The organism is Pseudomonas simiae (assembly GCF_900111895.1).
GTDB classification, from domain to species: Bacteria; Pseudomonadota; Gammaproteobacteria; order Pseudomonadales; family Pseudomonadaceae; genus Aquipseudomonas; species Aquipseudomonas simiae.
On the sequence record NZ_FOKB01000011.1, the window covers coordinates 15,749 to 30,987 of the forward strand.

The 15,239-nt window shown below is 55.7% G+C and carries 21 protein-coding genes; 14 read left to right on the forward strand and 7 right to left on the reverse strand.

From position 1 onward, the window contains the following. Positions 1-9 precede the first annotated feature (9 nt). From BMZ57_RS29375 to BMZ57_RS25505, 11 genes are read left to right on the forward strand one after another with little or no spacing between them, the layout of a single operon-like run. A complete protein-coding gene (locus BMZ57_RS29375; RefSeq protein WP_139136482.1) occupies positions 10-336 on the forward strand; it encodes a hypothetical protein in 327 nt (108 codons plus the stop codon). Then, complete coding sequence (locus tag BMZ57_RS25465) at positions 333-914, forward strand: hypothetical protein (protein WP_069673286.1); 582 nt, start codon at positions 333-335, stop codon at positions 912-914. Before BMZ57_RS29375 ends, BMZ57_RS25465 begins: the two co-directional genes overlap by 4 nt. Positions 915-923: 9 nt before the next feature. Continuing rightward, positions 924-1,208: a phage antirepressor KilAC domain-containing protein gene (locus tag BMZ57_RS25470; RefSeq protein ID WP_069673287.1), complete on the forward strand. Its 285-nt coding sequence runs from the start codon at positions 924-926 to the stop codon at positions 1,206-1,208. Positions 1,209-1,233: 25 nt separating this feature from the next. Then, positions 1,234-1,413 (forward strand): hypothetical protein, encoded by a 180-nt coding sequence (locus BMZ57_RS28965; RefSeq protein ID WP_083266269.1) that lies wholly within the window; start codon positions 1,234-1,236, stop codon positions 1,411-1,413. Continuing rightward, positions 1,364-1,690: a pyocin activator PrtN family protein gene (locus BMZ57_RS25475; RefSeq protein WP_069673288.1), complete on the forward strand. Its 327-nt coding sequence runs from the start codon at positions 1,364-1,366 to the stop codon at positions 1,688-1,690. Before BMZ57_RS28965 ends, BMZ57_RS25475 begins: the two co-directional genes overlap by 50 nt. Positions 1,691-1,739: 49 nt before the next feature. Then, on the forward strand, positions 1,740-2,138 hold the full coding sequence (locus BMZ57_RS25480; RefSeq protein WP_069673289.1) for a FliH/SctL family protein: 399 nt from the start codon (positions 1,740-1,742) through the stop codon (positions 2,136-2,138). Next, complete coding sequence (locus BMZ57_RS25485) at positions 2,135-2,356, forward strand: hypothetical protein (RefSeq protein WP_069673290.1); 222 nt, start codon at positions 2,135-2,137, stop codon at positions 2,354-2,356. The genes BMZ57_RS25480 and BMZ57_RS25485 overlap by 4 nt, the downstream gene beginning before the upstream one ends. Next, the gene (locus tag BMZ57_RS25490; protein WP_069673291.1) at positions 2,353-2,895 is read left to right on the forward strand and encodes a phosphohydrolase; all 543 of its coding nucleotides are present in this window, start codon (positions 2,353-2,355) and stop codon (positions 2,893-2,895) included. The genes BMZ57_RS25485 and BMZ57_RS25490 overlap by 4 nt, the downstream gene beginning before the upstream one ends. After that, positions 2,892-3,569, forward strand: coding sequence for a hypothetical protein (locus BMZ57_RS29875; protein WP_254668496.1), 678 nt, complete (start codon positions 2,892-2,894; stop codon positions 3,567-3,569). Before BMZ57_RS25490 ends, BMZ57_RS29875 begins: the two co-directional genes overlap by 4 nt. After that, a complete protein-coding gene (locus BMZ57_RS25500; RefSeq protein ID WP_069673292.1) occupies positions 3,566-5,311 on the forward strand; it encodes a DNA cytosine methyltransferase in 1,746 nt (581 codons plus the stop codon). The genes BMZ57_RS29875 and BMZ57_RS25500 overlap by 4 nt, the downstream gene beginning before the upstream one ends. Next, positions 5,308-5,574 (forward strand): pyocin activator PrtN family protein, encoded by a 267-nt coding sequence (locus BMZ57_RS25505; protein ID WP_069673293.1) that lies wholly within the window; start codon positions 5,308-5,310, stop codon positions 5,572-5,574. Before BMZ57_RS25500 ends, BMZ57_RS25505 begins: the two co-directional genes overlap by 4 nt. A gap of 37 nt (positions 5,575-5,611) precedes the next feature. On the opposite strand, the gene BMZ57_RS25510 is transcribed toward BMZ57_RS25505, so the two are convergent. From BMZ57_RS25510 to BMZ57_RS25520, 3 genes are all read right to left on the reverse strand, one after another. After that, positions 5,612-6,211, reverse strand: a complete 600-nt coding sequence (locus BMZ57_RS25510; protein ID WP_074900692.1) for an HNH endonuclease — start codon at positions 6,209-6,211, stop codon at positions 5,612-5,614. Further along, positions 6,198-7,595, reverse strand: a complete 1,398-nt coding sequence (locus BMZ57_RS29880) for an AAA family ATPase (protein ID WP_069673294.1) — start codon at positions 7,593-7,595, stop codon at positions 6,198-6,200. Before BMZ57_RS29880 ends, BMZ57_RS25510 begins: the two co-directional genes overlap by 14 nt. 89 nt (positions 7,596-7,684) lie before the next feature. Beyond that, positions 7,685-8,776, reverse strand: coding sequence for a site-specific integrase (locus BMZ57_RS25520; protein ID WP_069673295.1), 1,092 nt, complete (start codon positions 8,774-8,776; stop codon positions 7,685-7,687). Positions 8,777-8,878: 102 nt separating this feature from the next. Between BMZ57_RS25520 and dusA the strand changes: the two genes are divergently transcribed. After that, positions 8,879-9,898 (forward strand): tRNA dihydrouridine(20/20a) synthase DusA, encoded by a 1,020-nt coding sequence (gene dusA / locus BMZ57_RS25525; RefSeq protein ID WP_069673296.1) that lies wholly within the window; start codon positions 8,879-8,881, stop codon positions 9,896-9,898. Positions 9,899-10,038: 140 nt separating this feature from the next. On the opposite strand, the gene BMZ57_RS25530 is transcribed toward dusA, so the two are convergent. After that, on the reverse strand, positions 10,039-10,707 hold the full coding sequence (locus BMZ57_RS25530) for a class I SAM-dependent methyltransferase (RefSeq protein WP_010212021.1): 669 nt from the start codon (positions 10,705-10,707) through the stop codon (positions 10,039-10,041). 387 nt (positions 10,708-11,094) lie between these two features. Here BMZ57_RS25530 and tal point away from each other — a divergent pair, with 387 nt between their 5' ends. Beyond that, positions 11,095-12,021, forward strand: coding sequence for a transaldolase (tal, locus tag BMZ57_RS25535; protein WP_010212023.1), 927 nt, complete (start codon positions 11,095-11,097; stop codon positions 12,019-12,021). 212 nt (positions 12,022-12,233) lie between these two features. On the opposite strand, the gene rssC is transcribed toward tal, so the two are convergent. Both rssC and rssB read right to left on the reverse strand, forming a co-directional pair. Then, positions 12,234-12,716 (reverse strand): anti-sigma factor antagonist RssC, encoded by a 483-nt coding sequence (rssC, locus tag BMZ57_RS25540; protein ID WP_010212025.1) that lies wholly within the window; start codon positions 12,714-12,716, stop codon positions 12,234-12,236. Next, positions 12,716-13,897: a two-component system response regulator RssB gene (gene rssB, locus BMZ57_RS25545; RefSeq protein WP_010212027.1), complete on the reverse strand. Its 1,182-nt coding sequence runs from the start codon at positions 13,895-13,897 to the stop codon at positions 12,716-12,718. Before rssB ends, rssC begins: the two co-directional genes overlap by 1 nt. Before the next feature lie 276 nt (positions 13,898-14,173). On the opposite strand from rssB, the gene BMZ57_RS25550 reads away from it, so the two are divergent. Continuing rightward, the gene (locus tag BMZ57_RS25550; protein ID WP_010212028.1) at positions 14,174-14,470 is read left to right on the forward strand and encodes a PilZ domain-containing protein; all 297 of its coding nucleotides are present in this window, start codon (positions 14,174-14,176) and stop codon (positions 14,468-14,470) included. A 60-nt stretch (positions 14,471-14,530) separates the two neighbouring features. On the opposite strand, the gene BMZ57_RS25555 is transcribed toward BMZ57_RS25550, so the two are convergent. Then, positions 14,531-15,220, reverse strand: a complete 690-nt coding sequence (locus BMZ57_RS25555) for an MlaA family lipoprotein (protein WP_010212030.1) — start codon at positions 15,218-15,220, stop codon at positions 14,531-14,533. Positions 15,221-15,239 lie beyond the last annotated feature (19 nt).

Genomic DNA, 15,239 nt, shown 5'->3' on the forward strand with positions numbered 1-15,239 from the left:
ATCCCTCTGATGACTGAGATGCCGATTAATGGCCATACGCCTCCAGCAATCTATCGCGATCATATAGAACAAACAAAATATCAACCATCGGTTGTTGACTTTCAGCAACCATCAGTTGATATTCTGACTCACTCTTCCACCACAGAGCGAGGCAACACCATGCACACCACAGCCACCTTGCACGTCCACCCGGCCGCTGCTAACCCCTCCCGCATCTTCGAAATTCGCCGCCTGGCACAAGACTGCGGCTGCGTCTTCATCGCGTCCAAACCCAAGCTGAGCCAGCGCTACGCACCCGCCCCCTTCGATCCAAACGGCGGAGGGCACGCGGCATGAAAAAGTACACGCTCGACAACCGTACCCTGACCCTGCTCAAGGCCCAGGTCAGCCTGACCCAAACCTTCAACCACCTGCTGCGCGCCGAAACACAGGGTGACACCCTGGCCTTTCGCCTGAACGTCGAGCGCCGCAAAGTCGACACGCACTTCACCGTTGAACTGGGCAGCGAACGCCACACGCTGACCCTGACCAATACAAAGAAGATGCACCTCAAGCTTGCGGACTTCATTGAGGAGATCGTCAACGGGCCAACCAACCCAACCGATCCATCCTCTCTGCCACACGCGGACCGCCGCTACGGCAGATTCGAGACCGAACACAAGCAGCAGGTGTTCGACCTGGTGCAAACCGGCGGTGCCATCAGCCTCGATATGGGCTTCGAGCAACCGATCAACTTGGCAATCCACCGCAACAAAACCCGCACGGGTATCACCACGATCATGAGCATCGGCGTCAAGAAGCCACGCACTAAGTGCTTCACGGTGTACGGCAGCGACGTGGAGATCTACTCCATGGTGGCCGAATCCATCACCCACCTGGCTGCCGTGGCGACACCCGCCGCGCACGCAGCCTAGGAGGACGACATGGAACGTAGCCTGGAAAAAGCCGCGAAATACTTCGGCCTCACTCGCCCCAAGCTGATCGCACTCATGCGTGAAAAGGGCCTGCTCACCGACCGCAATCTACCAGCCTTCCCGGTGCGGGATCGCGAGTACCTACGAGTCAAGGACAGCAACTGGTTCCACGAAACCGCCGGCATGCAGTACAGCCAATCGACCAAGGTCCGGCAAGCCGGCATCCGCTGGCTCGCGGAGCAGTTGGGCCTCGACCTGCCTGCCATCCCGGCAGACAACCGTGACGTGGCCTAGGGAGTACGCCCGCCAGATCGTCGCCATGCGCACACGCGAGGAGCGCAACGCCGCGCTCCTCGAAGTGCCGGAGCATCTGCGGGAGTTGACCAAACGCCATTGCCTGAATGCCTGGAACCACCCTTCACGACTCAAACGCAAGGAGGCCGCCGCCCATGAGCAACAACAGTCAAACGCCGCTACGACTGCAACCGGCACCGGATAGCGCGACCGTTGAGATGCTGCACCAACTCTTCGGCGACGTGCTCATCCCCCTGGAAAAGCTGCGCGTGCATTACTTCAAGAACCTCAACGAAAAGACCTTCACCGAGGCGATCAACAGCGGCCGGATTCAGCTGCCGGTGACCACACTGGATCACAGTTTGAAGGCGTTGCGGTATGTCCACATCAAACACGTCGCAGCACTGATCGACATCCGCGCCTACAAGGCAGACGAGGACATGCCACGACCGCAAAACGACTCAACCGAGCTAGACCAGTAACTCCAACGGCTGCCACCACCAGCCAACGTAACTACCAGGAGCACACCACATGACTGCAATTCAAATCTGCGCATTGATCAGCATCATTATCGCCGCCGCGATCCTCTACTGGGTCGGCTACCGGGGCGGCCTCACTGACGGTAAAAATGAAGGTTACGAAGACGGCCACTCTGACGGTTTCACCATGGGTCAGGACAATGCATCAGCCGCGTATGCAACCTCTATCGAAAAGATGTCGACGCGTTGCCAGCGTCTTGAACACATTTTGTACCGGGAACCACAAGACCGCCTTGACCTTCTCGCCATAGCTGAAAAGCTCAAGCTAGCAGCTGATACCTTCCGAGCTGTTAAATCTGAAAGCCAAGCAACGCAAGCACTCGCCTTACGCGACAAAGCCCTGAGCATGGCAGCTGGGCTGGATTCCTTCTTTCAGGAGGACGCCGCATGAGCCAGGCCATCCCAACACTTCGTCTAACACCCCAAGCCGCCGGCACACTGCAGCAGCAACATGCCAAGGCCACCAAGGAACTGCGCGCTCTAAGACGCTACAGCAAAGAGTTCGACCGCCAGTTGAAAACCCTAATCGGCTATGAGGCTCTGCACCAATTGCACAAGGCGACCGACGACGCCTTGCTGCTGACCGACCTAGTGAGGGAAGCCGCATGAACTGGATCCTCACTTCCACCGGAAAACGCTTCGACTTGTTCGAGCCTGACGCCGACATGATCGCCCCACGGGACATCTCGCACGCACTGGCCCACCTGTGCCGATTCAACGGCCACACCCGCGAGTTCTACAGCGTGGCCCAACACAGCTGCATCGTCGCCGAGCTGGTGCCGGAAGAACACAAACTCGCGGCCTTACTTCACGACGCCGCCGAGGCGTACGTGGGTGACATGACGCGACCACTCAAGCAGTGGATTAGCGCCTACCAGCATTTCGAGGACTGTATCTGGTGGCGCGTGTGCGAACGGTTCGACATCGCCCCAGAACTCCCCGCCTGCATCTACAAGGCCGACCTGATTGCACTTGCGACCGAACGCCGTGACCTGATGCCACCCGATCCGGCCATCTGGGATTGCTTGGTCGGCATCGAACCCATGGTTGAAACCATCCGCCCATGGTCCGCCGCAGAAGCCCGGCTCACCTACCACCAGCGCCTGATGGACCAACTCGCTATCGAACACCGGAGGAAAGCGGCATGAAGAACCAACAGGATAACTTCCCTTCTCTGCCCGCTTTGCTCTGCGCTGCAGACAGTGTCGACACGCTAGAAACAAACAGTCTCTGCTGCGCAGCAGCAGGCATTATTGCTCCTTCCAGCGCCACCGCCGAGGCACTTATACCCCACGAAAAGCTGCGCGGGGCAGCGCTCGCTGATGCAACGCTGAACGCTCAGGAACGCCTGCCCGCGCAGCCTGCCGTGGGGTATAAAGCCGAACTCAAAGCGCTGATGAGCATCCACGGAGTGGGCCGTCAGACAGCTGGGCGAATCCATGCAGCTGGATTCCGTCTGACTGATTCAAATGGAGTCCACAACGAGACTCAGGTCGATGCACAACCAATATGCCATATCGGCCTGAAGGATCTTGAGTACATACAAGGCGGTACAGATCGACACGCCGTGGTCCGCTCTGGAGCAGTATCAAAATACAAAGTCCCGCTCTACACACGCTCGCCTTGTGGCACAGCCAGTCATGCAGACAACGAAGCATCGATAGCAGCAATCCAGTTCGCTCTCTCTGCAGAAGAGGGCATGACTTTCCTTCGAATCTGGAACGAAGGCGAGTTCAACACTATCCGCGAGGAGTGGCCGGAGGCACCGGAAGAAGTGTTCATCGGCGCGGATCCGCTGTATGTCAGGGAGCAACGGGTATGACTGCCTTCAATCCAGCCCCAATCACATCAGCCGTCAAAACCCAATTCGGTCTCGACTTCGCCGGCGAGATCCGCGTTGACCTTTTCGCCGGTGGTGGTGGCGCCACCATGGGACAGGAGATGGGCACCGGCATGCCGGTCGACATCGCCATCAACCACAACCCCGACGCGATCAGCATGCACAAGCGAAACCACCCAAGCGCCGAGCACTACATCACCGACGTCTACGACGTGTGCCCGCGTGTGGCAACTCGCGGCCGCCCAGTTGCCCACCTGCATGCCAGCCCTGAATGCACCCACCACAGCCTTGCAGCTGGCGGTCAGGCGCGCAGCACTACCAGCCGCTCGCAGTCATGGGTCATCCTGAAGTGGGCCGGCCAGGTCAGTCCGCGCATGATCACCATGGAAAACGTAGTGCAGATCCTTCAATGGGGCCCGCTGATCGCCAAGCGCTGCCCAGTTACTGGCCGAGTGGTCCGCCGGGATTTGACTGTCGCCGCTGCCGGCGAGCGAGTGCCGGTGCAAGAGCAGTACCTAGTGCCCGACCCGAAACGTAAAGGCCAAACCTGGCGCCGCTTCATAAGCCTGTTGCGGTCCATGGGATACGACCTGATGTACGGCAAGCTCAAGGCCTGCGACTTCGGCGCGGCGACTACACGCGAACGCCTGTTTAAGATCGCCCGCCGTGACGGACAGCCTTTGCGCTGGCCAGAACCTACTCACTTCAAGAACCCGGGCAAGGGGCAGTCTGCATACCGCACCGCCGCCAGTTGCATCGACTGGTCGATCCCGTGCCCGAGCATTTTCCTTACCAAGGAAGAAGGCCGTGCTGCAGGCGTCAAGCGACCACTGGTGACCAACACGATGGAGCGCCTGCGCAAAGGCGCCAAGCGCTACGTCATCGAGCACAAGAACCCGTTCATCGTCACCGTGAACCACACAGGCAACGACCTGGCGCGCTGCCAATCTGTGGACGACCCAGCAAAGGCCATTACAGGCGCTCAGGGCTTTGCACTTGTCACTCCCCAGCTCGCGCCCTTCATCACCGAACATGCCAATGGCAGCAGCCAACGCAACATGCCAGGTGATGATCCCCTGCGCACAATTTGCAGCGGCGTGAAGGGCGGACACTTCGCGCTGGCCGTAGCCTATGTTGCACAGCACAACTGCGAGTTCAACGAGACACCTGCGCATCACCCTGTGAAACCCCTGACAGCCCTCACTACCACAGGCAGTCAGCAGCAAGTCGTCACCGCCCACCTATCGACACTTCGCAGGAACTGCGTAGGCAGGGGCATGGACGAACTGGTACCGACCATCACGGCCGGCGCCGAACATCACGCGCTGGTTGAGTACAAACTCGCTCCAGAGGTCGAGGCCGGCGCTATGCGGGTCGCCGCCTTTCTGATGGGCTATTACGGCAGCGACAACACCTACGACCTGCGCAACCCAGTCGCGACCATCACCACGCGCGACCGCCTGGCGCTTGTCACGGTGACGATCAAGGGCACGCCGTATGTGATCGTGGACATCGGCATGCGCATGCTTACCCCGCGTGAGCTTTACCGTGCGCAGGGCTTCCCCGACAACTACGTGATTGATCGAGGGCACGACGGCCGGAAGTTCAGCAACAAGACTCAGGTGTTGATGGTGGGGAACTCAGTGTCGCCGTGGCCGATGATGGCATTGGTATATGCAAACGCTAATAAAAACCTTGACTCCCATATTGAGGAAGCCGCATGAACACTTTGTTTCTGCTCATGGCGCAATATGACGGCCAGGCCGTAATTCCACTAAACCGAGTTTGCACGGACTATATGAATTTGACGGTAGAAAAATTCAAACAAAAGCAAATGACTGGTGAAATAAAAATCCCAATCGTTCGCTTAGGCGCCGAAAGCCAAAAGGCGGGACTCGGCATACATTTAAAAGATCTCGCCGAATACATAGACTGCCAAAGACAATCAGCAGTTAACGACCTAAACAAACTGATTGGAAATCACTAGACCCTTTCAAGCCCAGCCTACTCCGCTGGGCTTTGGTTCAAAGCTGGACCGCGCCCTCTTCGTAAAACAACTCAGACTGCTGCACCAATGCTGCATCATTTACAAATTCGTCACACCGGCCAAACTTCCTATAAAACCTATTCAAATTGCAAATATATATTGTATACCCCCCTTTATCGGAGCACTCAACATATAGACGATTACTTTTTATTATATTATCATCGTAGACATCAAAATGAGGATGCATTATTCTAAATGCAAGACGATCCGTAGGATAACCCACCCTATCTGCGATCATTACAGGATCAGCTAAAACTTCTCTCTTACTCTTATACTCATTACAATCAGGGCATATAACACACAAATTTTTCGGCTCAAACATAAACCGCAAATACTGAGACTTAGGAACTATATGCTCCACGGGCGCACCAGATGCTGAACGGGCAGAAACTGGAGCCTGACAATAAGCACAGGCCAAACGCTGCACCTCACGATAATGATTTCTTATTTCACTTCGCACAGGCTGCAGTTCAGCATCGCTCCAATTAGTATGTGAGAAGCCTTGTTCCTTTTTTTTCTCTTCAATTACAGCAAGCGCCTCAGCACTGAGAACAACGGGAACATTAATTATTGGCATATTTATCACACAACTCGGCCACCGAGATAATAAGTTCTTTTACCGGATCGTCTGACTCGACCTGACGACCCAACTCCTTCAAACGGAAAAGATCCTCCGCCGAACGACTATCTACAGATCTACTAGCCTTAACCTTTGCTAAAAGGTTGAACGCAAGACGAGAAATATATTCATTCATCATGCCCGGCGCATCAAACAACTCAGCTAGTTGGTAATCCGCCGACCGGTGATAAAACTCTTCTGCATGATAAACTTCATTCTTTGACAAAGATGTAACAAAACACGCACGATCTCTTAGCCTAGATATAATTTGAGGGGAGTGCGTAGCAACTATAAAATGACATCTCTTATAAGCTGAAAAAGAAGTTGTTAGCAACATCATAAACTGCTCTTGCCATCTAGGATGCAAGCTAATTTCCGGCTCATCAATTAAAATGATAGACCCGTCAGTTATATGCCCAGCAATTCCAAGCATAAGAACCATCAGGCATTGCTCACCAGAACTCGCCCTCTTCAGTGACATTTCACCATAGCCAATTTTCTTTAGCTTGAGATCAATCAAACGCATTAAACCGGCATTAACCAAAACCAGCATCGCTTCGATATAAGTATCATTAGCAGCGCGACCATCAAGAGAAGCAGACCCGCCTGAAAAATTCACTGTTAACTCTATCGCTTTGCGCTTCGTAAAAAGCTGATGAACCTTCCTTATCGCATTAAAGGCTTCATGCCGCTTAGATACAGGTAAATCCTGAAGAACTTGGAAATAGCGCTCATCAATCTGAATACCATAATCACCTTCCATGCATTTCAGGTCGATTGCTAAACTCGTATCAATGACTCGACTAACATCATACTCATCATAATCCTTCCCAGACCTGATATATCCGGGTTTGAAAACAAAATCCACAACCGGATAAAAATTCAATGAATCAAAAACAGCTAATAAATTATGATACCCAGCTCTCGCCAACAACTTATCTATTAGTCCTTTTGACGCAGATGCGATTAGCGAAACCGCTGAAGACGGTTGATACATGCCTTCACCGCGCATACCTACATATCGGTAATTGGACCTAACATCCGCTCCAAGCTTCCTTTTCTGGCTCGGAAATTTGTCAAATGGGCTGGTTGAGATAGCTATGACTTTAGAGTCATCATCGGGGCCATTACGAGAAGAGTACGTAAGCCCCGTACCACTAGAATCATACAAATAAGCATATTCAAAAGATGCAGTTTTAGCGATGTCTGCCAACAATCTACTTTTGCCAACGCCATTTTTTCCCACGATTACCGTGAAGACATTTTCATCATCACCAATCTGGCTAGGCTTAATTAAATCTACAAAATGTCCGTCGTGCTCGAAATAACTAATCCTAGCCATACCTCACCTTCCATGTTTTTTGGACAGGGTATTAGTACCGATAGCATTTTGCAATCACAAGAACGCACACATCAAATTCCTACATTTCATCATCGCAAGGCCAGTGACAACCACTTCCACCTCTTGTATAGATCCCCCCGGCCTCGCAGATGTGTGTATCTCCGCAGGGAGTTCCAATCTCTGTGCCCAGAAACGTTGGACACCCTTGGAATATCCCAATCCATCTCAAACAGCCGGCTTACACCTTCATGGCGCAAATCATGGAAATGCAGGTCCTCAATCTCCAGCATCGGACATGCACGAGTGAAAGACGCTGATACCGACTTGGCGTTGTAGGGGAAAATCTCTCGCTGAGCTTTCGGCATGGTGCATAGGATCGCCCATGCCTCATCCGGCAGATGACACCACACATCGTTACCGATCTTTTGCCCAGGGTTCTTCATGTCCCGCACCAAGACAGCCTGTCGAGCGCAGTCGAGATCCTCCCACCGAATCCGAGTAATTTCCTCCTGCCGACGCGTGGAAAAAAGCGCAAAGGCAATCATCTTCGGCATATGAATTGAGTCCGGCCGGCGCTTCTGCATCTCGAAAAAATGCCCCATGAGCTTATCCAGCTCCTCGAGCGTTGGCCGGCGATTACGCTCCTTGCTCTTGCTGACCATGCCAAGCTTGCGCAAGACCTTGCGAGCATCAGGCATTGCATGAGGATCAACTTCATACCCCCACGCCGGTCGTGCCACAGACAACACAGCGCCCAGGTGCGACAGATCATTACCAACCGTCTGTGCCTGCACCCCGCCGCCTTCCTCGCTCATTCGCCACTGCGCGTACTCCACCAGCTTCTGGCTGTTCAGCGCTGCATCATCCAACTCACCCAGCCAGGTTTTCTTGATCGCGCTCAACGTCGCGCTCTTGGTCTTTCCCAGCGGCCGGATCTTCTCGTACTCATCCAGGTACTGCTCGATCATCTTCTTGATCGTTACCCCCTTCCGATTCGCCCGCTCAATAGCACCTGGCTGGGCCAGCTCGGTCTCCCGTCGCTTGATCCAAGCCTGGGCGACCTGCTTACGGTCGAAGGTTTGGCTTTCCTGATAAACTGTCTTGCCATCCCGATTGATCCGTATCTGCGCCGTGTAGGCTGTCGAGTTGTCCTTGCGCTTACGTGCTGTGATCGTGCCCATTTCCAGTTGCTACATTGCCGAATTCGATCGCTACAATGTAGCAACCGACTCTAGAAAACAAGGGAAAATGGGTAAAAACCGCTGTATAAAAGATCAGTATTAATGAATTCCGAAAAAGTAGAATCTCCAGTAAAAGCTAGCCCTTCCCGCTCAGAGCCGTCACGTCGGTTTAGCGTGGCGCCGATGATGGACTGGACCGACCGCCACTGCCGGTTCTTCCTGCGCCTGCTCTCCAAGCACGCCCTGCTCTACACCGAGATGGTCACCACCGGCGCGATCCTCCATGGCGACCATGACCGTTTCCTGCGCCACAACGAAGCCGAGCACCCGCTTGCACTGCAACTGGGCGGCAGTGTCCCCGCCGATTTGGCCGCCTGCGCGCGCATGGCCGAGGCCGCTGGCTACGATGAAGTGAACCTGAACGTCGGCTGCCCCAGCGATCGGGTGCAGAACAACATGATCGGCGCGATCCTGATGGCGCATCCGGCGTTGGTGGCGGAGTGTGTGAAGGCGATGCGCGATGCGGTGTCGATTCCGGTGACGGTGAAACATCGCATCGGGATCAATGGGCGGGACAGTTATGCGCAGTTGTGTGATTTCGTCGGGACGGTGAAGGACGCAGGCTGCACCAGTTTCACCGTGCATGCGCGGATTGCGATTCTGGAGGGGTTGTCGCCGAAGGAGAACCGCGACATTCCGCCGTTGCGGTATGACGTGGCGGCTCAGTTGAAGCGGGACTTTCCAGAGCTGGAGATTGTGCTCAACGGTGGGATCAAGACATTGGAGCAGTGTCACGAGCATTTGCAGGTGTTTGATGGGGTGATGCTGGGCCGGGAGGCTTATCACAATCCCTATTTGCTGGCAGAAGTGGATCAGCAGTTGTTTGGTAGTGAGGCGCCGGTGATCAGTCGCGCAGAGGCGTTGGTGCAGTTGCGGCCTTATATTGCGGAGCATTTGGCTTCGGGTGGGTCGATGCACCATATCACTCGGCATATCCTGGGGCTGGGCACCGGTTTCCCGGGGGCGCGCAAGTTCAGGCAGTTATTGTCGGTGGATATTCATAAGGCACGTGATCCGTTGGCGTTGCTGGATCAGGCGGGGGCTTTGCTGGAAGGGCGGTAATGCATTGGCTTGTGTCATTGCGTGAGCAGCCCCGTTCTCACCGTCTTGACGACACGGGGCGCTATCGGAGTTAGCCCCGCTACCCTTGCAAGCGCCAGTAGTCAGTGCGGAGCCCCCGTCCACCTACTTACTACCTACGCTTACATGCGCTGTAGAACATAACTGTTTTCAAAGCCATGAACACTGCCCAGTATGTTGAAGCCTTGAAAGAAACCGGCGGCCCTGAGCAGGTCGACTGCAGGCCCCACTTCAGGCGAATGCTTGAAATCGCGGTAATCGTCCAACACGATGAAGCCTCCCGGCACCACGCTCGGCGAATACAGCAGGAAATCCAGCAACACGTTGCGCGCGGTGTGGCCACCATCGATATGCAACAGCGCAACCTTGGGCGCAAGGTTGTAGAAACGCTCGGCACTCAGTTCCGAAAAGCCGCGTATCACCTCTGCATTGGGCAGCATCAGTTCCTTATAGTGACTGAACTCTTCGAACTGGTTCGGCAACTCGAACGGGTCGATCCCGATGATACGGCGTTCGCAATTGCACACCTCGTTCATCAGCATCAACGACTTGCCCTTCCACACGCCAATTTCCACCACATCGCCTGGCAGCTCGGCAATCAGAAGAGACAGGTAGCCCAAGAGGCGTACATGTTCATGGAACGACAACTCAGTACGCACCATTGCATGTTCAGGCACCAAGTTGGCCTGCGCCTGTTCGAAATGCTGGCCGATCAATTCCCACACCTGCGCGATGCTGTTAGTCAATTCCGGGTTGCTGGTGAAGTCATTGAGCTCTTGGATAGTTAGCATGTTTTCCCTGATTACTGCGAGAGGCTAGTTGAGAGACCGTATTTGAAAATACCCTGGTGTCCAGCCCTGAACGGAGGGTGCATCATCATGCATGACATGAGTATTAGACCAGAATAGAGATGTCCTTGAATCGCGACAAGAAACGTCCAGTGCCGGCAAGGATGTTTTCAAACCCGCTCACAAAGGTGTCGCTATCGTCGTTGGGTGGGCATACGGCAATTGGGTTGAACCTGCCACCGATTTTGCCCTCCTATTCAATAGCAAGGCCCGCCATTCAAACGCCTGTTTTCAGGTTGTTGCCCTCGCAAACGATCGAACGCATTTGCGCCCTTGAGCGCCTGCCGGCGCTCGGGTAATGTCATCAGACCCACAGGACAGAGCACGCCCATGACTTCCAAGCTGGAACAACTCAAGCAATTCACCACCGTCGTAGCCGATACCGGCGATTTTTCTACCCTCGCCAAGCTCAAGCCGCAAGATGCCACCACTAACCCTTCCCTGCTGCTCAAGGCCGCTTCGATCCCAGGCTATGCCAAGCTGCTGGATGAGTGCGTAAAGGACTGCAACGGTGATGTGGGCCTGGCCAGCGACCGCTTTGCGGTGGCGGTAGGTCAAGAGATCCTCAAAGTGGTGCCGGGCCGTATTTCCACTGAAGTGGATGCCCGCCTGTCGTTCGACACTGACGCCGTACTCAAGCGCGCGCACCGTCTGATCGACCTGTACGACAAAGCCGGCGTTGGCCGCGACCGCGTACTGATCAAGATCGCCTCCACCTGGGAAGGCATCCGCGCCGCCGAGCAGCTGGAAAAAGAAGGCATCCAGACCAACCTGACGCTGTTGTTCTCCTTCGCCCAGGCCGTGGCCTGTGCAGAGGCTGGCGTGTTCCTGATCTCGCCGTTCGTGGGTCGAATCTACGATTGGTACAAAAAGGCCAACGGCAACGACTACACCGGTGCTGAAGACCCGGGCGTGCAGTCGGTGACGCGCATCTACAACTACTACAAGGCCAACGGCTACAAGACCGTGGTGATGGGCGCGAGCTTCCGCAACCTGAGCCAGATCGAAGAGCTGGCTGGGTGTGATCGCCTGACCATCAGCCCGGACTTGCTGGAGAAGCTGGCGGCGGATGAAGGCAAGCTGGAGCGCAAGTTGTCGCCAGGCCATGCCGGTGAAGCCCGCGTGCATCTGACTGAAGCGCAGTTCCGTTGGGAGTCCAACGAGGACGCGATGGCGACTGAGAAGCTGGCGGAAGGTATTCGTCAGTTTGCTCGGGACCAGGAGAAGCTGGAGGCGCTGCTGTCGGCCAAGCTGTAAGGGCAGATAGCAGCAAAAAGGGCGGCACCTTGGCGGGTGTCGCCCTTTTTTGTGCTGCCAATTTCAAGCCAGTCACAAATCCAATGTGGGAGGGGCGGTGCGACGATTCGACTTGCTCCCGATGGCGGTGGGTCAGTCAGCATATTTATGACTGACATACCGCAATCGGGGGCAAGCCCCCTCCCCCATTTTGATCACATTTCAATTGAGGATCAGTGGCGCTCGAGGGCGTTGACGAGGTCGTGGAAGGCTTCGCGGTTGGACTCGTTGAGGCCCATGAGGATCTTGTGCGCTTCCAGCACCTTGACCCGTACGATCTCTTCGGACTGGTCTTGCGACGGCAGGTCGGTGAGGCATTCCGGGCAGGGAATTGGGCGGTCAACGATGTTGAACACCTGGTCAAAGCCCATCGACTGCAATAGACGGGTGATGTCTTCGTGGGTGGTGACCACAGTCGGCAACAGGCCGACCTTCTGCCGAGACAGAATGGACAACTTGGCCAGCAGGCCAAGAGTGGTGCTATCGATGCTGCGGGTTTCGGTCAGATCGATCACGATCGCCGAGAAGTTCAGCGCTGTGAAGATCCGCTCAATCGTCGCATCCAGCGCCGAACACAAGGTCAGGCGCACTTCGCCGACAAACTTCAGGACAAACGTCCCGTCTTGCTCGGCGAATTGGATTCTTCCGGTACTCATCAAAGATTCCTGCTCAACACCAATAGGGCGATATCATCCGGCATCTCCCCTAGCGTGGCCAATCCAAAAACCTGCCGCAGGCCATCCAGGCTGCCGCCCGCCGACTTGACCTTTTGGGGCAAGGCGGCTTCTTTCTCTTTGAGTGTAGGCTCTGGAAGAAGGTCCAGGATGCCGTCTGACATCAGCGTGAGGCTGAACGTCGGCGGCAGCTCCAGGATGTGGTCTTCGTAGGTGGCTTCGTTGAACAAGCCTACCGGCAGACCACGCCCCTCCAGGTAACGCACACTGTCTGGAGTGTATAAAACCGGCATCGGCAGGTGACCGCCAATGCTGTAGGTCAAAAGACCGGTTTCTTCATCAATCACGCCGCCGACCATCGTCACGTGCTTGCCCAGCTTGCAGCTGATCAGGCCCCGGTTGATGTGGCCCAGTACCTCGGAGGGCGTGAACTCCGGCAAGGTGCCATTGCGCTTGGATTCGAACAACAACCGCGTGGTCATGAACTTCAACAACACGGTGACAAAAGCAGAGGAAGCGCCATGGCCGGAGACATCGGCCAGGTAGAACGCCACACGTCGCTCATCCACACGGAAGTAATCGACAAAATCACCCGACAAGTACAGTGACGGGATGATCTGGTGGGCAAACTGGAAGTCGTCGATGGTCCAGGGGCTGACCGGCAGCATGTTCATTTGCACCTGGCGACCGGCATTCTGGTCTTCCTGGAGCAGGTTGAGGCTGGCTTCGAGTTCGCGGTTGGCGGTTTCGAGCTTTTCGCGGTAGCGCTGGTTTTCCACCAACAGGCGCGCACGATCCAGGGCACGGCGCACCGAGTGCTCCAGCACCGCCAGGTCTTCCAGGGGTTTGATCAGATAATCGGCGGCACCCAGGCGCAAGGCTTCGACAGCATCGTTCATCACCCCGGCGCCCGACACGACAATCACCGGCGTCTGCGGGGCGAGCTCAGTCACCTGGCGAATCAGCTCCAGGCCGCCCATCTGGGGCATGCGCAGGTCGCAGATCACAAGGTCGGGCTGGTCGCGCTCGAATACCTGGAGACCCTGTTGGCCATTACCGGCCTGCAGGACGCTGAAGCCACTGTCTTCCAAATAGGCCGCGAGGCTCGCGCGCACTACTTCGTCGTCATCGATTATCAGCAGCGTGGCACTGGTTTTTTGCATGTGGGCAAACGGCGCCAGAATTAGGTTGGCGTAGGTGGCGCGACAAGGGTCGGGCGCACGTACTGGATTCGCTTTCTAGCCTCTCTGTCCTACAAAGCATTGGGATTTTCCCCATGCACAACGGTAAAGCAGAGGTGCCCTTCTAAGGCGCAGACGGTACTCCCATCCGTCAGGGGTTTCAAGCTCATGCCGATGGTCGCCGAGCGTCTTTACACCGCAAATCACCGGGAGTTATAAGAACAGGCACGACCACAACACAAAGTAAGGATGAAGCCCATGAGCGAACACGAGCGCGACTACGCCGAAAAACGCGATTTCATCCGCATGCGCGTGGATGCCGATGTGTCGCTGATCCACGCAGGACAAGAGATCGCCGGGGTGTGCGTGGACCTGTCCAGCTCCGGCATGCAGGTGCAGGCGCCACGCCAGTTCAATGTAGGCGACCTGTTGACCGTGCGCATCGATTCGGAGCACGCGGCACTGAAAGGCCTGGAGGCCGATACCCAGGTGGTGTGGACCAGGGCCACAGGCGAAGACCAGCACCTGGGCCTCAAGATCCTGAAAATGCGCTGAAACCGCGCACAAAAAAGGCGACCCAAGTGGGTCGCCTTTTTCATTTCAAAACGTCACAGCTTAAAAGTCGTCAACGACCTTGCCGTCCTTGACCTTGAACTCACGGTTCTGCAGGTAAGCGTTACGAATGAAGGTGTACTTGTCACCAGTGATCAGCTTCTCGCTGTCGAGCAGGCTGGCACGGGTGTCGACGATGTTCAGGCCAAAGGTGCTGTTGCGCCAGCCGATATCGTTCATGTAGCGGTACGGTTGGGTGTAGCTGTCCACGTACTTGGACGGCGCGTCACGCAAGGTGCTTGGGCCCAACAGTGGCAGCATCACGTACGGACCGCTGCCGACACCCCAGTAGCCGAGGGTCTGGCCGAAGTCTTCGTCGCTGCGTTGCAGCCCCATTTTGGTGCCGACATCGATGAAGCCCAGCACGCCGAAGGTGGTGTTGACCAGCAAACGGGCGGTGTCGACACCGGCATTATGCGGCTTGAGTTGCAGCACGTTGTTGGCCAGGTTGCCCACATCGCCAATGTTGCGGAAGAAGTTGTGAATGCCATCCTGCACGAACTGCGGAGTCACGAACTGATAGCCCTGGGCCAATGGCTTGAGCGCATAGGTATCAACGGTGTCGTTAAAGGTAAAGATCGGGCGGTTGACGCTTTCCCATGGATCGTCTTCCGATGCAGCCTGTGCGGCGAAAGGCGCCAGTAAGACAGTGGCACACACCGACAACTGAGCGAAATAGTGGCTCCAGCGCATAGCTTTTGCTCCTTGAATG